The organism is Thermodesulfobacteriota bacterium, from assembly GCA_039028315.1.
GTDB lineage: Bacteria > Desulfobacterota_D > UBA1144 > Nemesobacterales > UBA2774 > CR02bin9.
On record JBCCIH010000007.1, the window covers coordinates 1 to 23,081 of the forward strand.

At 40.2% G+C, this 23,081-nt stretch carries 24 protein-coding genes and 1 pseudogene; 18 read left to right on the forward strand and 7 right to left on the reverse strand.

Going from position 1 to position 23,081, the window contains the following annotated elements; genetic code table 11:
- Window positions 1-67: 67 nt before the first annotated feature.
- Window positions 68-814 (forward strand): sulfite exporter TauE/SafE family protein, encoded by a 747-nt coding sequence (locus AAF462_01075; GenBank protein ID MEM7007709.1) that lies wholly within the window; start codon window positions 68-70, stop codon window positions 812-814.
- Window positions 815-846: 32 nt separating this feature from the next.
- Here the strand turns inward: AAF462_01075 and AAF462_01080 are convergent, their stop codons facing one another.
- Window positions 847-2,133 carry an MFS transporter gene (locus AAF462_01080; GenBank protein ID MEM7007710.1) on the reverse strand — a complete coding sequence of 429 codons (1,287 nt, stop codon included), beginning with the start codon at window positions 2,131-2,133 and terminating at the stop codon, window positions 847-849.
- 112 nt (window positions 2,134-2,245) lie between these two features.
- Between AAF462_01080 and AAF462_01085 the strand changes: the two genes are divergently transcribed.
- Window positions 2,246-2,845 carry a hypothetical protein gene (locus tag AAF462_01085; GenBank protein MEM7007711.1) on the forward strand — a complete coding sequence of 200 codons (600 nt, stop codon included), beginning with the start codon at window positions 2,246-2,248 and terminating at the stop codon, window positions 2,843-2,845.
- Here AAF462_01085 and AAF462_01090 read toward each other — a convergent pair whose 3' ends face one another.
- Window positions 2,846-3,628, reverse strand: a complete 783-nt coding sequence (locus AAF462_01090; GenBank protein ID MEM7007712.1) for a glucose 1-dehydrogenase — start codon at window positions 3,626-3,628, stop codon at window positions 2,846-2,848.
- 124 nt (window positions 3,629-3,752) lie between these two features.
- Between AAF462_01090 and AAF462_01095 the strand changes: the two genes are divergently transcribed.
- Window positions 3,753-4,805, forward strand: a complete 1,053-nt coding sequence (locus AAF462_01095; GenBank protein ID MEM7007713.1) for a hypothetical protein — start codon at window positions 3,753-3,755, stop codon at window positions 4,803-4,805.
- A 27-nt stretch (window positions 4,806-4,832) separates the two neighbouring features.
- Entirely contained in the window at window positions 4,833-5,780 is a 948-nt protein-coding gene (gene ispH / locus AAF462_01100; GenBank protein ID MEM7007714.1) for a 4-hydroxy-3-methylbut-2-enyl diphosphate reductase, read from the forward strand.
- Between the two features lie 79 nt (window positions 5,781-5,859).
- Here ispH and AAF462_01105 read toward each other — a convergent pair whose 3' ends face one another.
- The 3 genes from AAF462_01105 to AAF462_01115 form a co-directional block, all read right to left on the reverse strand.
- The gene (locus tag AAF462_01105) at window positions 5,860-6,243 is read right to left on the reverse strand and encodes a DUF4440 domain-containing protein (GenBank protein MEM7007715.1); all 384 of its coding nucleotides are present in this window, start codon (window positions 6,241-6,243) and stop codon (window positions 5,860-5,862) included.
- Between the two features lie 132 nt (window positions 6,244-6,375).
- Window positions 6,376-7,581, reverse strand: coding sequence for a galactokinase family protein (locus tag AAF462_01110; protein MEM7007716.1), 1,206 nt, complete (start codon window positions 7,579-7,581; stop codon window positions 6,376-6,378).
- A 15-nt stretch (window positions 7,582-7,596) separates the two neighbouring features.
- Window positions 7,597-9,666, reverse strand: a complete 2,070-nt coding sequence (locus AAF462_01115; GenBank protein MEM7007717.1) for an ABC transporter ATP-binding protein — start codon at window positions 9,664-9,666, stop codon at window positions 7,597-7,599.
- Between the two features lie 168 nt (window positions 9,667-9,834).
- On the opposite strand from AAF462_01115, the gene AAF462_01120 reads away from it, so the two are divergent.
- Complete coding sequence (locus AAF462_01120; GenBank protein ID MEM7007718.1) at window positions 9,835-10,137, forward strand: Dabb family protein; 303 nt, start codon at window positions 9,835-9,837, stop codon at window positions 10,135-10,137.
- A gap of 1 nt (window position 10,138) precedes the next feature.
- On the opposite strand, the gene tsaD is transcribed toward AAF462_01120, so the two are convergent.
- A complete protein-coding gene (tsaD, locus tag AAF462_01125; protein MEM7007719.1) occupies window positions 10,139-11,179 on the reverse strand; it encodes a tRNA (adenosine(37)-N6)-threonylcarbamoyltransferase complex transferase subunit TsaD in 1,041 nt (346 codons plus the stop codon).
- Between the two features lie 144 nt (window positions 11,180-11,323).
- Between tsaD and thiC the strand changes: the two genes are divergently transcribed.
- The 9 genes from thiC to AAF462_01170 all read left to right on the forward strand — a co-directional run bounded on the left by thiC (window position 11,324) and on the right by AAF462_01170 (window position 19,752).
- Window positions 11,324-13,228, forward strand: coding sequence for a phosphomethylpyrimidine synthase ThiC (gene thiC / locus AAF462_01130; GenBank protein MEM7007720.1), 1,905 nt, complete (start codon window positions 11,324-11,326; stop codon window positions 13,226-13,228).
- A gap of 62 nt (window positions 13,229-13,290) precedes the next feature.
- A complete protein-coding gene (locus tag AAF462_01135) occupies window positions 13,291-14,289 on the forward strand; it encodes a YhdH/YhfP family quinone oxidoreductase (protein ID MEM7007721.1) in 999 nt (332 codons plus the stop codon).
- A gap of 258 nt (window positions 14,290-14,547) precedes the next feature.
- Window positions 14,548-15,867 (forward strand): ammonium transporter, encoded by a 1,320-nt coding sequence (locus AAF462_01140; protein MEM7007722.1) that lies wholly within the window; start codon window positions 14,548-14,550, stop codon window positions 15,865-15,867.
- A gap of 128 nt (window positions 15,868-15,995) precedes the next feature.
- Window positions 15,996-16,421 (forward strand): alternative ribosome rescue aminoacyl-tRNA hydrolase ArfB, encoded by a 426-nt coding sequence (arfB, locus tag AAF462_01145; GenBank protein ID MEM7007723.1) that lies wholly within the window; start codon window positions 15,996-15,998, stop codon window positions 16,419-16,421.
- A 49-nt stretch (window positions 16,422-16,470) separates the two neighbouring features.
- Window positions 16,471-16,692, forward strand: a complete 222-nt coding sequence (locus tag AAF462_01150; GenBank protein ID MEM7007724.1) for a hypothetical protein — start codon at window positions 16,471-16,473, stop codon at window positions 16,690-16,692.
- Between the two features lie 161 nt (window positions 16,693-16,853).
- Complete coding sequence (locus AAF462_01155; protein ID MEM7007725.1) at window positions 16,854-17,684, forward strand: hypothetical protein; 831 nt, start codon at window positions 16,854-16,856, stop codon at window positions 17,682-17,684.
- Window positions 17,685-17,700: 16 nt separating this feature from the next.
- Window positions 17,701-18,525, forward strand: coding sequence for a sulfite exporter TauE/SafE family protein (locus AAF462_01160; protein MEM7007726.1), 825 nt, complete (start codon window positions 17,701-17,703; stop codon window positions 18,523-18,525).
- Window position 18,526: 1 nt separating this feature from the next.
- Window positions 18,527-18,943 (forward strand): Holliday junction resolvase RuvX, encoded by a 417-nt coding sequence (ruvX, locus tag AAF462_01165; protein MEM7007727.1) that lies wholly within the window; start codon window positions 18,527-18,529, stop codon window positions 18,941-18,943.
- A gap of 17 nt (window positions 18,944-18,960) precedes the next feature.
- Window positions 18,961-19,752, forward strand: coding sequence for an alpha/beta fold hydrolase (locus tag AAF462_01170; GenBank protein MEM7007728.1), 792 nt, complete (start codon window positions 18,961-18,963; stop codon window positions 19,750-19,752).
- On the opposite strand, the gene AAF462_01175 is transcribed toward AAF462_01170, so the two are convergent.
- Window positions 19,753-20,454, reverse strand: a complete 702-nt coding sequence (locus AAF462_01175; protein ID MEM7007729.1) for an LON peptidase substrate-binding domain-containing protein — start codon at window positions 20,452-20,454, stop codon at window positions 19,753-19,755.
- Window positions 20,455-20,598: 144 nt separating this feature from the next.
- On the opposite strand from AAF462_01175, the pseudogene trxA reads away from it, so the two are divergent.
- The 4 genes and pseudogenes from trxA to AAF462_01195 all read left to right on the forward strand — a co-directional run.
- Window positions 20,599-20,943 (forward strand): annotated as a pseudogene (trxA, locus tag AAF462_01180) (thioredoxin).
- Between the two features lie 146 nt (window positions 20,944-21,089).
- Entirely contained in the window at window positions 21,090-21,647 is a 558-nt protein-coding gene (locus AAF462_01185) for a cob(I)yrinic acid a,c-diamide adenosyltransferase (protein ID MEM7007730.1), read from the forward strand.
- A gap of 42 nt (window positions 21,648-21,689) precedes the next feature.
- Window positions 21,690-22,295, forward strand: coding sequence for an O-methyltransferase (locus tag AAF462_01190; protein ID MEM7007731.1), 606 nt, complete (start codon window positions 21,690-21,692; stop codon window positions 22,293-22,295).
- A 16-nt stretch (window positions 22,296-22,311) separates the two neighbouring features.
- Window positions 22,312-23,081 (forward strand): nucleotidyltransferase domain-containing protein (locus tag AAF462_01195; protein MEM7007732.1); only part of this gene is annotated, 770 nt, incomplete at its 3' end.

Here is a 23,081-nt window from a genome sequence, read left to right on the forward strand (position 1 = left end):
CCAAACTATACTATTTACTAATTTCATAGTAAATTTCTAGTCACAAATATTACTTACAGGAACTCTAATGCCTGAATACTATGAAATCTTAATACTCTTTGGAGTCGGAGTTTTGGCCGGTCTAATCAATATCATGGCTGGGGGCGGCTCCAGTTTCACCTTGCCTGCGCTCATATTCTTGGGCCTAGACTCTCCCACGGCAAACGGCACAAATCGTGTTGGAATTCTAATACAGAGCATCTTTGCAACTATTTCATTTCGAAATGAGAACATAACTGGCCTTAGGTTAAGCCTGAGGTTAGGGGCCCTTACTATACCAGGCGCTATTCTAGGTGCACTGTTGGCCGTTAGGGTGAGCGATCGGTTGTTTGAGATTGTTTTAGGGATAATAATGATTGGGATAGTCATAACTATGCTAGTGCCGCAGAGTAAGGATATAGTTACGACACCGGAGGGAAAAAAGAGTTGGCTCATATATCCGATTATGTTCGGCGTCGGGTTTTATGGGGGATTTTTACAAGTCGGGGTTGGGTTTCTAATTATGGCGGGACTTTATCATCTTATGAAGATGAACCTTGTATATGTAAATATGCACAAAGCTTTTATAAACCTCATTTTCACAATACCGGCCTTGGCAATTTTCATGTGGACTAATAATGTCGACTGGGTACTTGGACTAGTACTTGCTGTAGGAAACGCACTAGGCGGGTGGTGGTCTGCAAAAATATCTGTTCGAGGCGGCGAGAAGGTAATACGCTACGTTATGGTAGTCGCAATAATTATAATTGCGCTAAAACTCTTTGGACTATTTTAGTATATCAGCAGCTAATTATTTGATGTACCTATTTATCCCACATCATCTTGATAAGTCTCTTTTATCTTAACGAATACAATTAGCGAGATAATAGCTGATAATATTAGATAGTAGCTTGGTGAGAGTTTATCTCCCGTGATATCGATTAGATATGTAGCTACGAACGGCGCGGTTCCGCCAAAAACAGCAAATCCTATGTTATATCCAATCGAGACCGCGCTCATGCGCACTTTGGCCGGGAAAAGCTCTATCATCATGGCTCCAAACGGTCCAAACACCATAGAAAGCCCGATTGCAAATACTATTTGAGCCAGAAGGTCATGAAACGCATCACCACGAGTAAATTCAATAAATAGCGGATATGAGAAAATCGCTATTACAAGACATCCTGCAATAAGCAGCGGCTTTCTTCCTAATTTATCAGAGAAGTATCCCATTATTGGGGTAATAATCATAAGTACAATCATGCTTATTGTATTTATCTCAAGTGCCGTCGAGAGATCTAAGTGAGTTTCAGTAGAAAGAAATGTCGTAAGGTAGACAAATATCATATAGAAGTTCACTGAACCAACGCATGTTGCCCCGATAACAGTTATGATTTCCTTCCAATGATATCTAAACGCATCTCTTATAGGTTCCTTAGAAAGCTCACCAGCTTCCTTCATCTTTTTAAAAGAAGGCGATTCATCTATACCTGCTCTTAAGAATAGCCCAACTATTCCTATTATGAGTCCAAGCAAAAATGGAATCCTCCAACCAAAACTGTGTACTTGTGAAGTTGTGAATACATCTGTTACAACAGATGCTATGGCCGAGCCCAAAAGAATACCTCCAAGAAGACTAAATACTGTCCAGCTGCTGTAAAAACCCCTTCTGCCTGGTGGATAAGGCGCATGCTCAACAACGTATGATATAGATCCGGTAAACTCACCGCCAACTGATATCCCTTGTATGAGTCTTATTATGGTAAGTAGTATAGGAGCCCATATGCCAACAGATTCATATGTTGGGAGTACTCCTATAAGAGTAGTAGGAATTGCCATCATAAGCACTGATATTTCAAGCGCTTTTTTTCGGCCGAGCCTATCTCCCAAAATACCAAACAAAACAGACCCCACCGGGCGCATCAAAAATCCAACTGCAAAAATTCCGAAAGTTGCAAGAAGGCCTGAGAGCTGATCTTCTGATGGGAAAAATAGTTTTGCTATGATAGGTGCAAAGAATCCGTATAGTGCAAAATCATACCACTCTAAAACGTTACCTACACATCCAGCTACCACGTTTTTTACTCTATATTCAGAAGCCGCACCAGTTGCCATATCTACCCTCCTAGGTCTACTACTAGTTGTATATCATTAAGGAGCTATCTGTGTCAAATGCCATACTTGGTTATTTTTTGACTAAAATGATGTAAATTAACTAGAGCGCGGAATGAAACTACCAGAACTTGTTCAGACTATTTTAGCGAAAGAAAAAAAGCATCCCTACGTAATTGCTTTTGAAGGAATGATAGGCAGTGGGAAGAGCTATGAGGCTAACAAGTTGATACAAGAGTTGGGAAGTAAAGCCCTTCAAATTTCTACCGATCTTTTTGTCACAGTACCACGCTCTGAGTGGAGTGATAGGCTTGAGGTCCATGATATTGATCTTTCCTCTTGGTATGATCTTCAAAAAATAAAAAAGGCTCTTGAGTCAGTAAAGAATAAAGAGAGCTTTACTATTGATGGCCTTTATAATCTTTCAAACGGTCAGTTTGACGATGAACTAGAAGTAAACGCTGTGGATTGTGACTATTTGATACTTGAAGGCCTATTTTCATGTCATGAAGAACTGGATGAACTAATAGATCTTCGTATATTCCTCGATGTACCTGAGGAAGTGGCATTGGAAAGGGCTCATTCAAGGGACGAAACAGTGCGGCACTTAGACAATGAGGGCTGGCTTCAGAAAAAGGATATTTTTTATAATCATTACTTACCCTTTATGCAATCTCATAAAAACAGGGCTCATATTATACTTGATTCAGAATAATCAGGCTTTAAAATCGGGCTCTTCTCTTCCAAGATAAACCGAAAGCGCGCCTCCTTCTACAAATATGGTCTGCCCAGTTATGTACTGAGATTCGTCTGAGGCAAACATTACTGCAGGAGGGACAATATCATCAGGACGGCCCCGTCTTCCCTCTGGTATTCCTTTTGTCATATACTCATCATACTCCGGATCATCTGACGAGGACATAGGTGTTGCAACTGATCCTGGGGCTATGCAGTTTACTGTGATACCGTATGGTGCCATATCCACTGCCATAACTTTAGTGATAATCATTGTGCCAGCTTTGGCTGCGTGATAAGCAATAGATATGGGATGAAAATCCATCACCCCTGCCACTGAACCAATGTTAATAATCCTGCCTGTGCTTTTTTGCTCAATTATGTGTTTACAAAAATTCTGTGATAAAAAGAATAGTCCTTTAAGGCTTATATCAAGCTGTTTGTCCCAGCTATCGGGTGTGACCTCGAGTACTTCCTCTCTTCTTGCATAGGCTGCGTCATTTACTAATATGTCTACTCTGCCGAAAGTATCGATCGCTTCATCAATTAGCGCAGGGTGAGCATCTACATCCCCTACATCAAGGGTGTGGTATATTGCCTCTCCGCCCATTTCCTCGATTTCTTTTTGAACTTCAACGCATTTTCCTTCAGTAAGAGCAGCAATTACAACCTTAGCGCCTTCTTTAACAAATCCAAGTGTAATTGCTTTACCTATTCCAGAGGACCCGCCTGTGATTATTGCTACTTTATCTTTAAGTCTCATTTATACCCTCCAATTTAATAAACTTAACTTCTGCCTGAATTTCTTTTACACTATAAACGGCGGCAGGTTTAAAAACTATATTAATAAGCAAGAATGAAATTGCAATCACTGCTGTACGTTGCAAATGATAAATGAGCATGAAGAGATTAGGTTTGGTAAAGGTTATCCTTCATTAATCAGGTTTTTCAAAGGTGATCCTGCAAAACCTCTTGTAGTTTTTTTCCCGGGATGGTCATATCTGGGGAGAATAAGTTATGGCTTTCCAGGATGTGATGAAAAACAGTTTTTGGCATATTGGATTACAAGAAAGGGATATTCATTTCTAGCAACATCATATCCGATTGACCATCCTGTATATCAAAAAGTCTATCCGAGTTTTACTCTTACTAATTGGGGAGAAATGGTTGCTCAGATTACAGATGAAATTATTTCAGAACATGGACTAAATAATAAGGTGATAAATATACACTGGAGCGCTGCAGGCCAGGTGATAAGGCCATTTAATGTGGCATGCAAAGAAAGAGGAGTAGATATAAAATACTCTTTGGGAATTGAAACAACACCAGCTCTAAATATTCCTTCTGATCGTCAGAAAGGACTTAGAAAAACAAGGAAAAAATTAGTTAGCATCAAATACCCATTATACGATTTGTTTTGGCAAGAAATAACTGAACAGTGCTCCATTAATGATTACGATATAATGACAAAGAATCAGCACAATAAATATTTTCTGGGTGATATACCAGTTGGCATAACTGGGACTAGTCAATTTTATATAAATGAGAAATTTGTAGAAGACCCTGTTAAAGCACAACAAGACAAGGGCTTTTTCTCTTTTGCCCAATATCCATTAGTGGCTGTTATCTCAGGAAATTCCACGCTAGCTCCTTATCATCCCATAGTTGATAAATACACCTGGGGATTTCTAATGGTTAGAAAGATTTATCACGATACTATTGTTAATGCCCAAAGGAGCGGGGTAGCTCTTGGCAAGTCAAAGCTAAAATGTTTATTAAATTTTGTTGATAACATTCCCAATAGGTTAAGTACTAATATTGCCGGAAACCACTTCTTATTTGTAGGAAAGAAAGGGGCAAAGGCAGTTTCTAATGCACTAGAGAAGTTTGAGCTTGAGACGGACAAGATAATGTCTGATATATCTGGTATTCTTAGATGATTATTAAAGGGTATTCTGGACTTATTTATGAAAGTAATTGTTGCTAAACCTAGAGGATTTTGCGCAGGGGTAGATCGAGCCATTGAAATGGTAGAGCGTGCGCTGGAGACCTATGGGCCTCCTATATATGTGCGCCACGCTATTGTGCATAACAAACGTGTTGTAGAGTCTCTGATAGAAAAAGGCGTAAAATTTGTAGAAGAATTAGATGAGATAGAAGACAAAGAGGCTAAGGTAATTTTCAGCGCCCACGGCGTAAGCCCGGCCGTTTGGAATGAGGCGGGTTTCAAAAACCTTGAGGTAGTTGATGCAGTCTGTCCTTTAGTCACTAAGGTTCATAATGAAGTAAAGCACTACGCAGATCGGGATTATACAATAATAATGATCGGTCACCGTAATCATGTAGAGGTAATTGGTACAAGTGGCCATGCACCAGAGAAGGTTATTGTTGTTGAATCCGTACAGGAGGCTCAGAGGCTAGACGTGCCCGATCCTAACAAACTCGCCTATGTTACACAAACAACACTTAGCGTTGATGATACGAGAGACATTTTGCGAGCGCTTAAAGATAGATTCCCTAATATTATAAGTCCATCCAAACTGGATATATGCTACGCCACTCAAAACCGCCAAGATGCGGTAAAAGCTCTTTCCAAAGAAGCTGATTTTATCTTTATAATGGGATCACCTGAGAGTTCTAACTCAAACCGTCTTGTGGAAGTTGCAAAGGCAAGCGGTGTTGAAAAAGCATATCTAATTGAAGGCGCAAAGAGTTTAGATGAACATAAGTTTACTGACGATATGGTAATAGGGCTAAGCTCAGGAGCTTCAACTCCAGAAACTGTAGTGCTTGAAGTAATTGCAAGACTAAAAGAGCTGGGTGCTGACAGCATTGAAGAGTTAGACGGCAAAGAAGAGCATACAAGATTCCCTTTCCCAGATACAATTGAGTTTACTTCGGCTACAACTTCCTAAGTAGTTTCCTAAGGTCCAATAATCTTAGTCAGCTCTCCTGAGAAATCCAGTATTTAAGATATTCGTAATCCCTTCACAACTAACTGGGGTTTTGTGATGAATGGTGATGCAAAATCGGGTTAGCATTAGAAAGATCAACGAAATAACTATATCGAGCTTCAAAATTCTGTAGTTCTCCGTCAACTTTGAAACTCCAATCGTAAAGGCCGCTTAGGGAATATATATGCTCTTGTAGCTGTTGAATGGCTAATGTTTCTTCTTGAAGTGTAACCTTTAGATCTTCACGGCTTCCGAGTTCCTCAAAATATTCCCGCAATTCTTGTGGTGTGTTTCTTATTCTATTAGAAAAGGTTGGAAGCAATATGGCTGTGCTGTCATATAAGTTTAGCAGGTTTTCAACATCAAGATTATTTACAAATTCTATCCATTGATCTAAAAGATTTCGTGCATCTGTCATTGTCATTCGATAAGCCCCCAGGATTAGGTTTGCCTTTTAATTTAAAACTTGAACATAATTTTCTGTGTTTCGAGCCCCAGTACTATAGCTCTTGGAGAAGGAAGTTGTCAAGCCCCAGAATTAGGTCCGCTTTTTGAGTTATAACTTGAGCATCCTTAGGCCATCATCTGACTGGGCAAAGTACACAGCAGCCCTCTCACGAAGCTCAGGATATTTAGTTGTGTAATTTGCTAGTATCTCAATTGCACCTAGCTGATTAAAATCCTCTTTCACTATTGCAACCACGCAGCCTCCATATCCGCCGCCATTTACCGCCGCACCATATACGTCTTGATATGAGCTCGCAAGATCAAACATAGCCCTTGAGTGCTCGCTCTTGGATTCATAGTTATCAAGTGTGCTCATAGACGACTCGTTCATAAGGCTTCCAAGCTCAGCCCAGTTGCCTCTGTCCCATGCTTTTATACCTTGCTCAACGCGCATGACTTCTGAGAAATAATGTGCCGCCCAGGGTTTTAATTCCTCAGGCAGTCTCTTTTTTTGAGCATTATATGTATCAAACGGGATATCTGATAGTATTTTCGGCGACTTAACCCCTCCCATAAGTCCAAGAATTGCTGCAGTCTTCTTACATGCCTCGACTCTTGAATTAAATCCTGAAGAAGTAAGTTCTCTCTCGACTCCAGTGAAAAGGATCAGAATTTTAAACTGTTCATTAGATTTAGGTTTAGAATGTGGTGTCACTTTTTTGGCCACGGTATCAATATATAATAAATTATCTTTCTTCCCATTTATGATTGAGGCTTGATCTAGTATTCCGTTTTGAAGTTTTAGATATTCATTTTCTATGCTCGAGTCCATATCTATCAGCTGCTCGTGCAGGAGCTGAATACCATTCACACTGCATAGCGCCTTTATATAGCCAAGCGCTGCAGAAGCAGATGAGCTTAGTCCGCTTTGTGGGAGTGAGCCGGAGATGACGCCAGTAAATCCGAGCTTGAGGTGAAATCTGTCTTGCAGCACTTTAGCTGCGCCCCTAGCGTATCTGCCCCAGTCGGAAAGCGACGCAGTTTTAATGTTATCCAGACTAAATTCCACCATTCCAGGGTAGTTCATGCTGTATAGGCGTATCTTCCTCTCGTGATTTGGGATAAATGCCAGCACTGATCCGGCGTCAATTGTCATTCCAAGCACTGCTCCTCCTTGATGATCTAGGTGAGCACCAAGCGGCGAGATACGATAAGGTGAGAAGACCAGTTTTAATTCGCTGTGTTTAAACTTCTCTCTTTTCTCAAAATACTGGACAACATCTGAAATTCTGTCGGTTAAAGGAGGAAATTTCATTTTGTACTTACCCTATCAATTTGCTAAAGTGGAGAAATGGCGGATCTCATTTTGTAGGTTATATAGATTAAAATATATGCCTTTTTGGGCCAGTAAAGTAGCATGGGTTCCTGTCTCTGAAATCTCACCCTTATGGATAACCAATATTTTATCTGCGTCCCGTACGTTAGAGAGTCTATGTGCAATAATAAGTGTAGTCGTTGCGCCGCCGTTACGTTTTATCGTGTCTTGAATGTGTTTTTCCATATTGGCATCTATATTTGATGTTGCTTCATCTAAGATCATAAATTTTGCTTTTTTAGTAAGAGCCTGAGTAATGGAAACTATCTGCTTTTCGCCTGAGGATATTGAGCCTCTATCGCTTTGCGAAAGACGACCCATATTTCTTAATGACGGCATGTTGCCGCCAGAGTCATGCTCCGCTTCAGATATGTTCTTACCAAACAAAAAGAGGTCTTGAAAAACTGCTGATATATTGTCTCTTATAAAATCCGGGGTGTATTGTCTGATATCAACCCCGTCTAATAAAACTTGCCCGCGCTGTGCTTCATAGAAGCGTAGAATCAAATTTACTACAGTTGTTTTCCCCGAGCCCGTAAGTCCCACAAGTGCTGTGGTCTCACCGGGATTCAATTTAAAAGACACATCCTTAAGTACCCATTTTTTATCATCGTAAGAGAACCATACATTTTTAAATTCAAGCTCACCTCTAATTTGCCCTTTGTCTATACCACTATTTTCTTCAGGCAGCGCATGGGCAAGATCATAAAGATTCTCACTGGCTGCAGCGGCAGATTGAAAAATATTATATTTCTCAGCCAGCTCCATTATCGGTCTAAATAAGAGCCTAACGTAATATAAATATGCTATTAATGCTCCTAGGGTTAGATCAAGGCTAAGTACATTTAAGCCTCCATACCAAAGGATGAACGCAACAGTGAAGACGCTCGTAAATTCGATAAATGGCCTAAATGTAGCATAGACCCAGAGCTGATCCATGTTTGCTTTGAAGTTCTCGCTGTTTACACCCTTAAATTTATCAAAGTTCTCAATCTCTTTATTGTAGAGTTTAATGAGCATGATTCCTCTTACGCTCTCTTGAACAAATGCGTTTAACTTAGATATGGACCTTCTTACATCTCGGTATACGGTTTTTAGCTTCATTCTAAATAGGCTTGCGAAAATAAGCATCAGCATGGTCAAAATAAATACATACACCGTAAGTTTTCGGTTCATAAAAAACATCACAACAAACACACCTATTACTACTAAAATGTCTTTAAAAAACTGAACCATGACAGATGTATACATCTCATTTATCGCATTAACATCATTTGTCACCCTGGTGGTCAATCTGCCCACCGGGTTGTTGTCAAAGAAGGATTGAGGAAGCGTCATGATATGAGAGAATACGTTTACCCTCATTCTGTGCATTATCTTATGCCCTGAGTAATTGAGCAGATAAGTGAATAGCGAGCTGAAAATAAAAATTCCAAAAAGGCATAGAAATAAGAGCCCTGCAAATCTAACTACATGCTGTATTTCATCACTTCTTAAGACCAAAAGCTCAGAGCGTGATAGCTCACTTAATGAGGTATAGCTTATGTAGTCGTAATCGCCGACCCTCTCAAAAATACTCTTGTTCTGAGAAACTATTACTTCTAATTTCTCGGCATTTGAGGTGGTAAGATCATTTTGGTTAATCGCTAGATATCTCTCATCCGAGACCAGACCAAGTTTTTCAAGATTGTGTCTGTCCTCGTTGTCAATTTCAGACATGTCGATTAAATACGATCCATCTTTTAAGGGCAGAACCAGTAAGGGATGGCTGTCTTTAATATCCAAGATTAATTTTCTCTCAGCATTGTTCTCAGGGAGCTCAGCTACTCGCCAAGAGGGGTAGATGTATTTGTCCACCGCAAGCTTAGCAATGTAAGGCACAGTTAGCTCTAAGGCGGCTGTACACAGCATAAACATAAGCGCCAAGAACATGTATTTTCTGTAAGGGCCAGTGTAGCTATAGAGCCATCTTATGATCTTAAGATCATAAGTCTTTTTGCCTTTTTTGGCCTCTTCATTATCCATTAATGCCAATTTGCAGTTTCTCCCAGGAAATCTGATCTAAAGTGTAAGAAATAAGTATAATCTTTAGAGAAAATTGTATAGGTTTTTTGTATTGGATAATATTAAGTTTATTTACAAGCTGGAAAAAATCAAAAAACTAAACTTACGAGATTAGCTAAGGAGATGTAAATGATTAAGCACATAGTTATGTGGAGACTAAAAGAAAATGCTGCTGGAGCAACAAAAGAAGAAAACGCTCTTAAATTAAAAGAGAGACTCGAAGCCCTTGTAGATGTTATAGATACACTTCATGTAGCAGAGGTAGGGATTAACTTTAACCCCTCAGATGCGGCATTTGATGTAATGCTGTACTCTGAGTTTGATGACAAAGAAGGGCTCGATGCATATCAAAATCACCCGGAGCATTTAAAAATTGTGGATTTCGTTGGGGAGATTAGAACAGATAGAGCAGTAGTTGACTACGAAATCTAGCTTACGCTTTATGAACCTCGCCGCCTCTACCTCGGCCGTATTTTGGTCTTGAGGTTGAAAACGGTCTTAGATCAAGCTCCGAGCGCTCGCCATTTTCAAACATAAATCCGCCTAAAGAACCAATCATGGCTGCATTATCTGTGCAGTATTTAGGTGAAGGTATATAAACGTTGATACCTTCTTTCTCTAATTCTGCTTTTGAGAGTTCTCTTAGTCTCGAATTGCATGCAACCCCGCCTGCGATTACTACGGAGTCAACTTCATTTTGCTGAGCAGCTAAAAGAGTTTTACTTACCAGTGCTTCGACAATTGCCTCTTGGTAGCTGGCACATATGTCTTGGAGTTCTTCTTGGCTGGGGTCCGGATGTTTTCTTAGGTAGTACACAACAGAGGTTTTAACTCCACTAAAACTAAAGTCCAGTGTGGGCGACTTCATAAAGGGCCTTGGGAAATCTATAGCGCTGCGGTTTCCCCTCTGTGACAGCTTATCAATCTCGATCCCGCCAGGATATGGCAATCCTAAAATCTTTGCTGCCTTATCAAAAGCCTCTCCTGCCGCATCGTCTCTTGTTTTTCCAAGCATCTCAAACTCAGTGTAACTCTTAACTATGTATAAGTTTGTGTGTCCTCCTGAAACAACAAGCCCTACAAACGGAAAAGAGACCTCATTCTCTAAATGAATTGCCGACATATGAGCCTCAAGGTGATTTACTCCAATAAGTGGTACTCCGAGTGAAAATGCCACTGCTTTTGCGGTTGAAAGCCCAACCATTAATGCGCCAATTAGTCCGGGGCCGTTAGTGACTGCAACGCCGTCAATGTCATCTTTGCTAACCCTCGCTTGCTTAAATGCTTTATCTATGACCGGCATTATAAGCTCAACATGCATCCTAGAGGCTATCTCAGGCACAACCCCGCCGTATTCCTTATGAATATCCATCTGAGATGCGACAACGTTAGAGATAACTTTCTTGCCGTCCTCTATAATAGCCGCAGATGTTTCATCACATGATGACTCAATTGCCAATAATTTTGTAGACATAACGAAATATTTTACTAGACTCCGAGACATTCACAAATTACTCTAGTTAAAGATACAATTGCGCTTTTGTTCCAATACTTTTATACTATGTGTAGATTATCTGCAGAACTGGGGTTGCAGGCCAAAATTTAAGGAGTTTATCTTATGGGAACAAAGCCAAAAGTTGAGAGGATTCCTGACAAGAGCGTAATCACCAGGGACCCTTTCCCAAAATCTAAAAAAATATATGTAGATGGAAAACTGCACGATATAAAAGTTCCCATGAGGGAAATTGAATTAGATGATTCAAACCCTGAGTTTGCCAGTGATGGTAAGAGCGCAAAGAACCTCTCTGTGACGGTTTATGACACTAGTGGTCCATACACTGATCATGATATAGATATAGACGTAAACCTTGGATTACAGCCCATTAGGATGAACTGGATTAAAGATAGGGGAGATGTTTGTGAACTTGGGAATTTTTCCTCAGAATTTGCCAAGAAAAGTGAAGCAGACTCTAAAATAAAAGGAATCAGATTTAAACATATAAGAAAACCGCTTAGAGCAACGCCAGGATTAAATGTAACCCAGATGCACTATGCAAGAAGGGGCGAGATCACCCCAGAGATGGAGTATATAGCAATCAGGGAAAACCAGAGGATTGACGAGCTTCGTGAGCAGCTTGGTCAGCTATCAAAATATCATAAAGGTGAGAGCTTCGGAGCCAATATTCCTCAAACCCAAATAACTCCTGAATTTGTTAGAAAAGAGGTTGCCGAAGGAAGGGCAATAATACCAAGTAATATTAACCATCCAGAAAGTGAGCCCATGATTATTGGGAGAAACTTTCTTGTAAAAATAAACGCAAATATCGGAAACTCAGCTGTCACATCAAGCATTGAAGAAGAGGTAGAAAAAGCTGTTTGGGCCTGCAGGTGGGGCGCCGATACTATTATGGATTTATCTACAGGAAAAAACATTCATGAAACTAGAGAATGGATCATTAGAAACTCTCCTGTGCCTATAGGGACAGTTCCTATCTATCAAGCGCTTGAGAAAGTTGACGGAAGCCCAGAGGATCTTACCTGGGAAGTTTTCAGAGACACACTTATAGAGCAGGCTGAGCAGGGCGTTGATTATTTCACAATACACGCCGGCGTTTTGCTTAGATATATACCACTCACAATTAACAGGGTCACCGGAATAGTTTCAAGGGGTGGCTCGATTATGGCCAAGTGGTGTTTAGCCCACCATAAAGAGAGCTTTTTATACACCAACTTTGAAGAGATGTGCGAGATAATGAAAGAGTATGACGTTGCATTTTCTCTGGGAGATGGTCTTAGACCAGGCTCAATTGCAGATGCAAATGACGAGGCACAGTTTGCCGAGCTAAAGACAATCGGAGAGCTTACGAACATAGCCTGGAAGCACGACGTTCAGGTTATGATTGAAGGCCCAGGGCATGTTCCTATGCACATGATAAAAGAGAACATGGACAAGCAGCTTGAGTATTGCCAAGAGGCGCCTTTCTACACTCTTGGCCCGCTTACAACAGACATTGCTCCTGGTTACGACCACATTACTTCAGGTATCGGAGCTGCCATGATTGGATGGTACGGAACTGCGATGCTTTGCTATGTTACACCTAAAGAGCATTTGGGGCTGCCTAATAAAACTGATGTAAAAGAAGGTGTTATTACTTATAAAATTGCAGCGCATGCGGCTGACCTTGCGAAGGGACACCCTGCCGCACAGGTAAGAGATAACGCTCTTAGCAAAGCAAGGTTTGAGTTTAGATGGAACGATCAGTTTAACCTCTCACTTGATCCTGATACAGCAAAAGAGTTCCACGATGAAACCCTTCCTGCAGAAGGTGCCAAGGTTGCTCATTTCTGCTCAATGTGCGGGCCTAAGTTCTGCTCAATGAAAATAACTCAGGACGTTAGAGACTATGCTGAAAAACATGGCCTCACAGATACAGCCGCACTCGATCAAGGGATGGAAAACAAGTCAAAAGAGTTTGCCGATGCAGGCGGTAAGATTTATGTAGAAGTAGAGAAGGCTCAATAGGTCAAAAAAATTATTAATTGCTTTTCCCATCTACTAAGAGATAAATTCCCAAGGAGATAATTATGAGCGAGAAAACATTTACTGCATACGTAGTTGATCAGGTAGATAAAAAAGTTTTTGAAAGAAATATAAAACAAAGAACTATTGATGATCTTCCCCAGGGCGATGTTGTTGTAAGGGTTCACTACTCATCTCTTAATTATAAAGATGCCCTATCTGCAACAGGCAATCCTGGAGTTAGTAGAAATTTCCCACATTCCCCCGGAGTAGATGCATCAGGCGTGGTTGAAGAAAGCTCAGATCCAAGGTTCTCAGCAGGCCAGCAAGTCATAGTCCATGGTTATGATCTTGGCTGCAATACATCCGGCGGTTTTAGTGAATACATTAGAGTCCCTGGAGATTGGGTAGTGAAACTTCCCGAAAATTTATCTCTAAGAGAGAGCATGATATATGGCACAGCTGGCTATACTGCTGCATATTCAGTATTGAAGCTTGTGGATTATGGTGTAGCTTCGGACAGCGGAGAAGTGCTTGTCACAGGAGCCACAGGCGGAGTAGGAAGCGTTGCAGTCGCAATGCTGGCAAAGTGCGGATACAAGGTAGTTGCATCAACCGGTAAGACAGATGAAGCAGAGTTTTTAACTAACATTGGCGCTAAAGAAATTATCAGCAGAGATGAGTCTGTAGATGATTCAGGCAGGCCACTTTTAAAAGGCAGGTGGGCTGGGGTAGTAGATACTGTTGGAGGAGAGATATTGGCAACAGCTATAAAATCCACTAACCCTCACGGAGTTGTTACCTGCTGTGGAAATGTAGCTTCGGCGGAACTACCCATAAATGTCTATCCTTTTATTCTAAGGGGCGTTGCACTAGTAGGAATAGATTCACAGGATTCTACAATGGAGCTAAGAGAGCGAATATGGCACAAAATGGCAAATGATTGGAAAATAGATAGCCTTGAAGATCTTACCAAGGAGATAACAATGGCCGAGCTTGATGAGAATATTGATCTTATTCTCAAAGGCGGGCAAAAAGGCCGAGTACTTGTAAATTTGACATGACGACAAATTTGCCCAACAATTAAGCACCATGTGCTTAATATGTAAGCAGCTTAAGTTGCATTAGTTATTATCGAATATGTAATTATGTGTAAATATATGCGTAAAAATTAAACATCTTATGGATTAGAACCCCCCTCAATCATTCATTTTCTTAATAAATTCTTAATAATAATCCCTCTTGAACATATAAAAATTTATTGATATGGCATCAGTATTGCAATTGATATGTCGTTACACACAAAGAGGAGGTATGGATGTATGTTTAAATTAGCCCTTAAAGGGATTTTTCTATCCTTTTTATCCGTTTTTCTATTTTTTCCTGAACTAGCATTTGCACAAGATGTATTAGACACTGGAGATACCACATGGATTATGATTTCAAGTGCTCTAGTTCTATTTATGATGATCCCAGGACTGGCTCTTTTTTATGGCGGTCTTGTAGGTAAAAAGAATGTCTTGTCAGTATTGATGCAGTGTTTTGTAATAACTGCAATTGTTACTGTGATCTGGACAATAGTTGGCTATAGCCTGGCGTTTGATACGGTAGGCATGGTTGCCAACGAATGGAATATTCACGCATTTGTAGGCGGGTTAAATAAATCTTTCTTAAGCGGTATTACTCCTGATACTCTTTCAGGAAGTATCCCTGAGCTAGTATTTTTTGTCTTCCAGCTTACGTTCGCCGTTATCACACCAGGACTTTTCATAGGCGCTTTTGCCGAGAGAATGAAATTCTCAGCAGTAGTTGTGTTTGTGATACTTTGGGTACTTGTGGTTTATTTCCCAATTGCTCATATGGTATGGGGTGGAGAAGGATCTTTCCTTGGCGACATGGGCGTTTTAGATTTTGCAGGTGGAATAGTAGTCCACATTACAGCTGGTGTTGCGGCCTTGATCGCGGCGATGCTGGTAGGTGTAAGAAAAGGTTACCCACTTCCTACGCCGCCTCACAACATGACAATGACGCTTACCGGAACTGCAATGCTGTGGGTTGGATGGTTTGGCTTTAACGGCGGTAGCGCCCTTGCAGCAGACGGCACTGCGGCTATGGCCATTGTGGTAACTCAAATATCACCATCAGTAGCGGCGCTAACCTGGATTGTGATAGAGTGGTTTAAAAACGGAAAACCAAGTGCTCTAGGATTTGCTACAGGAGCAATTGCAGGGCTTGCAGCAATTACTCCAGCTTCAGGTACAGTGGGCCCAATGGGAGCAATTGCAATCGGTTTTGCCTCTGCAGTATTGGCATATGTAGCGGCTACATGGCTTAAGTACCAGTTTAAATATGACGATGCTCTTGATGTCGTAGGTGTTCACGGAGTAGGAGGATTAGTTGGAATCATCATGCTTTCCTTCTTCGCTTCAACAGCGCTTGGGGGTACAATTGTAGACCTAGATATGGCGAGCCAGCTTAAAGTTCAAGCATTTGGCGCTTTATTCGCAATTGTCTATACCGGAGTTCTTTCATTTGTTATTTTGAAATTGATTGACGGTATTATAGGTCTTAGGGTAACGGATGAACAAGAGGTTCAGGGTCTTGATTACTCAGATCACGGTGAGTCCGGATACGATATATAAGCAATTAAGAAAACCATGTACTAATGGCCGGGAGGCAAGGTTTGCCTTCCGGTCTTAGTTCTTTAATATTCCCATTAGTTATTAATTTGATCTTGATAATTGTAATTTTGAATTTATGATTGGTTATTATGATCAGGATTACTCCAGAAGTATCAATTGGCGAGGATGAGATAGAGCTTGAATTTATACGCTCCCAAGGTCCTGGCGGGCAAAATGTAAATAAGGTCTCTACTGCTGTTCAGCTTAAGTTTAATATTGCAGGCTCAAAAAACCTCACTCCTAAAGTCCAGCAAAGATTAATTGCCCTTTCCGGCAGAAAAGTCACCAAGGATAAGGTATTAATAATCGAGGCCTCATCCTACAGATCACAGGAGAAAAACCGCACTGATGCGATCTCCCGTCTTAAAGAACTAATTCTACAATCTCTTAAAGAACCCAAAAAAAGGCGTAAAACAAAACCAACTTTTGAATCAAAACGAAGGCGTCTTGAATCTAAAAAAAAGAAAGGGCTAATCAAAAAGATGCGCCGAAGCGTATCAGCTTCGGATGAGTAAAACGTGATTTGATTAGACAGTCTATGCTGGTAACATAAGAGACAACAATATGACAAGCAAGCAAGTAAACTCTAAAACATGCAGCTGCGGTTACGAACGTGACAACGTCTGGGTTGTTCCTAAGCCCAGCTACTCTTTTTGGGGTTGGATACTTGTCGGCACTGGAATAAGCCATCCTCCTACTGAAGTCAAGTTTGCTTGTGATAAGTGCGGCGAAGTATTTGAGCGCATTACAGATCCTGTACTTTTAAGAACCCACTCCTATAAATAAATTAAAATTGAGTCCACTATTTTCCCCTAATCGTATATAATAGTTTCAAATTCTTAGCCGAGGGAATTTCTATCTTATCAATGAAGTCTGTGCTAACTAATCTAACTATATTAATCCTATTATCCCTAGCTATCTCTTCGTGTAATACGAAGTGCATTTCTGTGACAGACCAGGAGCTGGCAAAAATAGGCGAGCTTATTTTTATTAACGAAGGCGGGGGTAAAATTGACAATCTTACCACCTGGAACGAAGGTGAGGAGTTTGCTTCTTTAGGTATCGGGCATTTCATTTGGTATCCCAAAGACAAAGAGTATAGGTTCTATGAAATCTTTCCCGTAGTGTATGAGTTCATAGTTTCAAAAGGTATTCAGCCGCCCCTATGGATGAGCGAGATGAAGCCTTTTGATCTCCCGTGGGATTCAAGAGAGCAGTTTTATTTTGAGTTCAACACTCCTAAGATGATTTCATTAAGGGAGTTTTTAGTTGGGTCAATTTCCCAGCAGACCCTTTTTATGGCCATGCGTCTTGAAAACAGTCTTCCCAAAATACTTGAGGCAGCTCCGCCTAAGGATCGTGAAAATATTAAGCGCCAGTTCTACCGTGTTGCCAACTCTCCAATGGGTATGTACGTCCTGATCGACTACGTTAATTTCAAGGGTGAAGGCACACTTAAATCAGAGCGCTACAAAGGTCAGGGCTGGGGACTACTACAAATTCTACAAGGCATGAAAGGCACTCAAGAAGGTCTGCCGGCACTTGAAGAATTTGCTCAAGGTGCACAGAGGGTGCTGCTTAGACGAGTAGCCAACTCACCCCCTGAGAGAGGTGAGAAGAGATGGATCCCAGGCTGGAAGAACAGGATCAAAACATATACTTCTCAAGATATCTCATCTTACTACCAGACTGGATCAAATAAGGCGCAAACTCAAAGCTCAGAGCTGACTAAAGTTTTTGAAGACATATACAGAAACTTGGTATGTGGCCAGAGTTAAACTAATATAATACGAGATGGAATATTCTCTTGTTACATATGCGCTTAGCCTTTTGGCCGCAGGTATATTCTCTGGATTTATCGCAGGTCTTTTCGGAGTTGGCGGAGGAATAGTTCGTATCCCGATTTTTTTGTTTCTATTTCCGCTTTTTGGTATAAATCCCGATGTCCTGATGCACGTTGCCGCCGGAACTTCTCTAGCACTTGCCATTCCTTCATCGCTTATGTCGTCAATAGCTCAATATAGGGCAGGGAAACTTGATTTGAATTTTTTAAAAAGCTGGATCCCTCCTCTTGTAGTCGGCGTTATATTAGGTCTGTTTATAATGCGCTATGTTTCAAGCCGGTTTTTAGAACAGATATTCGCATTTATAGTACTCGCAGTCTCAATTCAGATGTTTTTTACAACTAGTGATTTTAAAATCACAAAAGAACTGCCAGGTGTTGCAGTAAGAGCACTCTCCTCATTTTCAATCGGCACTCTGGCCACTCTTGCGGGTCTTACTGGCGGGAGTTTTACCACACCAGTGCTCACGTCGTATGGATACTCAATTCATAGAGCAATTGCAGTCGGATCTGCAGGCAGTGTATTTATTAGCATAATTGGCACGGCGGGCTCAGTAATAAATGGTATCGGTGTTAAGGATCGACCACCATTTTCTCTAGGATATATAGATTTAACAGCGGTGCTGGTTATGATAATTCCAATCATAATACTTGCTCCTCTTGGGGTTAAGCTGGCAAATAATTTGAGCAAGGCAAGACTAAGAAAGATATTTGCCATATTCTTATTTATAGTTGCCTTAGATATGCTAAGGAGCCTTTATTGGTTTAACACATGATATGATGAGAACACTTGCGCTTGACGTCGGTACAAAAACTATTGGAGTTGCTGTGAGTGATGAGCTTGGGATCACTGCAAACGGAGTAACAACAATACAAAGAAAAAGTCTTAAAGATGACCTAGACGAGCTCAAGTCTATAATTGATGAATACAGACCTCAAGAAATAGTGGTCGGCGTGCCGTATCTTGAGGACGGAAGTGTTAACGAAAGAGGGGATCAGATACTAAAGTTTTCAGAAAAGATTAAGTCCGCTTTCTCAATTCCAGTACTATATTGGGATGAGAGCTACTCAACAGTTAATGCAGAGAAAAAACTTTTAGAGGCCGATATGAGCAGAAAGAAAAGGAAGAAAGTTATAGATAAAATGGCAGCTGTATTTATACTCCAGGAGTATCTGGAGTCAAAAAGATATTAATCCGCGGAGATATTCCTATGCCGATAGCCACTGTAAATGGAGTAAATATAAATTACGAAATACATGGAGATGGTAATGCCGTTGTTCTGATTGGTGGGCTTGGTAGCCAGCTTCAGAGCTGGGCCACTCAGGTTCCGATCTACTCTCAATATTTCAAAGTTATAGTATTCGACAATAGGGGATCAGGTAAGTCAGATAAACCAGAGCCCGGTTATTCGACCCAGGATATGGCTGATGATACTGCTGAGCTCATGTCAGAGCTTGGAATTGATTCAGCTCACATTGTGGGAAAGTCCATGGGCGGCATGATTGGGCAGTGGCTGGCAATAAATCATCCTCAGAAAGTACAAAAACTAGTTATGGGCTGCTCATCAGCATCTAGAGATGAGGTTGGCAATGAAATACTTAAAATGGGCCGCGAGATAGCAACAAAAATAGGCCCTAAAGCAGTATGGCTGATGGCACTTTATCTTGGCTATACGAGGGAATATATTGAAGAGAATATTGGCAGTATAAAACAGGTTATGTCCTCAGTGCCGGAGGATCCACAGGCCTTGCAAGGCTATATCGGTCAGAGTTACGCATGTGAGGGCCATAATACTGTGTCGAAGCTGCCGCAAATCAGTGCAAAAACTCTCGTTATGTTAGGTGAAAACGACTTGATAGCGTCGCCTCGGAGGTCAAAACAGTTATCAGAACTTATCCCAAACTCCGAGCTTAAAATATTTCCCGCAGTTGGCCATGGTTTTTGGAGAGAGTGTCAGCATGAAGTTGACGATCTCGTCTTGGATTTCCTTCAAAACGACTGACTAATTTAAATTCCTTTTATCCATTATCTCACTTCTTTTCTGAGATGTAATAGAAATCATTTCCAGCCTGGAGTTTAAGTCATTAATTATTAATTTTGCCCTTTTTTGTACGTTTACTTCTTCTAAAAGTAGCTGTTTATCAAAGACATTAGGGAAAATAAGACTGCCCAATGCATCTGTTAGATTGTCTAAAGGGAGTTTTGTGTTCACAGTTATTTTATGGGATTTTTGTTTATCGCTAAGATACAGATTCCACTTTTGAACAAGTTGTTCAATATGAGTTCTTAGCTCCTCGTCTTGTGAATTGTGTACATTCTCCATGATTTCGACCCTGGCAAGTCTATAAGGCAGCTCTTTTACTATTTCAACTATTTTGACACGCTTAAGTCCATAAAGAACTATATTGATTTTGCCGTCGGAAAATGTTTCAGAACTAACTATTCTTCCCATCCCTATAACTTCATATACATCTGGATTCCCATAGTAATCAGTTTCCCATCCGGGCTTTAAAAGTGCCATACCTATTATCTTTTCGCTTTCTAAAGAGGTATTCACCATATCTCTATAACGCTGCTCAAAGATGTGTAGCGGCAATAGTGTATTTGGGAAAAACACCACTGAAGAAAGGGGAAATAATGGCACTAATCCGGAGAAATTATCTAAGTTTGCCACATCTTTTAAATCTAATTCGGGAAATTCCATAATAATTATCCTAGTCGAGTTAATTTGCAATTAGTATAGCATACGGATTAGATATTGAATTTCATCTCTGATTAGAATTTGAATCCTTTTAGGACACTTTATTCTCTAAGAGAGTAGATAACTTAATCTCATAAGGAGGTTAAAAAAATGAGTAACACAGTTACATTAAGTGATCAGAATTTTGAACAGGAAGTTCTAAAATCAGAATTGCCAGTACTTGTGGACTTTTGGGCAGAATGGTGCGGGCCATGTAGAGCGCTTGCTCCGGTTATAGAAGAAATTGCCCAGGAGTATGAAGGCAAGCTCAAAGTGGGCAAGATCAACGTTGATGAAAACCCCGGTGCACCATCGGCCTATGAGATAAGAAGTATCCCTACGCTCATAGTATTTAAAGACGGCTCAGTTGTTGAAAGAGTAGTAGGAGCTCTACCTAAAAATCAGATAACTGATTTGGTCGATACAGTTGCTGAGCTTAAGAAAGCCGGATAATAATATTTCGTAAATTCCAAGGGAAATCCTAATTTCTCAAAATAGCAGATTGAGTATTTTGGATTTCCCTTGCTACAATATATCCAATCTATTATTAATTCATTTACATAATTGAACCCAATTATCCCTTCGGTTAATATTTTCAGATGGCTAAAAAAAGGATTACGAAGGTATATACTAAAACTGGAGATAGAGGCCTTACTTCTTTAGTCGGCGGAGAAAGGGTAAGTAAGGGCTCACTCAGGGTAGATTCATATGGTGATGTTGATGAATTAAACGCTGTTCTTGGTATAGTGCGCACTCTAGGGGTAGATGAAGAAATAAACAGTCTTATTATCAAAATCCAAAACGATCTTTTTATTATGGGCGCTGATTTGGCAAGCCCTGCAGACATAGAGGTACCCAGGGTTAGTGCCGAGAGCATAACCTTTCTTGAAAATGAGATAGACAGATATTTGGAGGAACTAGAGCCTCTAAAAGAGTTTATTCTTCCAAGTGGGGGAAAGGGCGGCTCATATCTTCATTTTGCCAGAACAGTCTCAAGAAGAGCTGAGAGAAAAGTTGTAAAACTAATGGAAGACCAAGACATTGGTGAAAACCCTCTAATTTATCTAAACCGTCTTTCTGATTTACTTTTTGTGTTGGCTAGAGTCCAAAATCAAAGGGACGATTTTACAGAAACTTTCGTAGAATTTAAAAAATAAGAGAGCGAAAATAAAATAGATACAGATATTACAAACCCTAGAATAGATTCATATTTAGATTCACTATTAACAAACCACGATGAGCTTCTTAACGAGATGGAGGAGCTCGCCGAGAGGGAAAAAATACCTATTATCGGCCGTCAGGTCGGAAGCTTTTTATATCAGCTTGCTGTTATGAATAAGGCAAAAAGGATATTTGAGCTTGGAAGTGCTTTTGGTTATTCAGCCTACTGGTTCGCCAAGGCTGTGGGTAGACAGGGTGAAGTGAATTTTACCGATCTATCTAAAGACAATATAGCTCTTGCTAAAAAGTTCATCTCAAAAACTGGCTATCAGGATATAATAAAGATTCATCAAGCTGACGCCCTTTCGATATTAGATGGGGCATCTGGAGAATTTGATATTATATTTAACGATATAGAAAAAGAGGATTATCCCGATGTAATAGAGCCAGTATACAATAGGTTAAAAAAAGGGGGCTTGTTTATTACGGATAATGTTTTATGGCATGGTAGAGTTATTTCTGATGATAATTCTGCAGCCACAAATGGGGTTAGGAAATTTACTGAGTTAATATTGTCTCACAAAGGATTTTATACTACTATAATTCCCCTAAGAGATGGACTATCGGTAAGCTTAAAATTATAATAAAACGATAAAAATTATGACAAAACCCGACAATCTTGCAATTGATACTTCCGGTTCCAGTAAAGATATAAAGCTCAGATTGGAACGTTTGGAAAATGAGCTAAGAAAGCAGCACAACAATAAGTCCAAAAGAGACAGGGCTTTATCTGGAAGTATGCTTGCCAAAAAAAGATCTGAGATAATTGATAAGCTTATAAAACAGGCAATTGTACAGCAGGGCTATACGGATCTTAAAAACGTTTCAGTTCTTGCCATAGGCGGCTATGGGCGAAATGAGCTTTGTCCATATTCAGACATAGATTTGATGTTTCTATACAAGCCGCGCAATAAGGCTTATGCGAAAGAGGTAACCGAAAAACTCTTATATCTGCTATGGGATCTTAACCTAGATATAGGTCATTCTGTAAGAACAATAGATGAGTGTATGGAGCTTTGCGTAGATGAGGATGAAGACACTTCAATTTTAACTTCTGTTCTGGACGGAAGGCTTATTTTCGGTGATAAAGACCTTTATGAAGATTTTGACAAAAAACTTTTCCACGAACTTCTTCCTTCTTATTCATCTAAATACATACAAAAGAAAATGGAGGAAAATGAGCAAAGGTTAGATAAATTCGGTAGATCAATATATTTAATTGAACCAAATGTTAAAGAGGGTGAGGGAGGGTTAAGAGACATAAACTATGCCCTTTGGATTGCTCAGGCTAAATATAAAGTAAAGAGTTTTCAGGAGCTATTGCCAAAAGGAATACTCCTTGAAAAGGAGCTTAAAACTTTTGAAAAAGG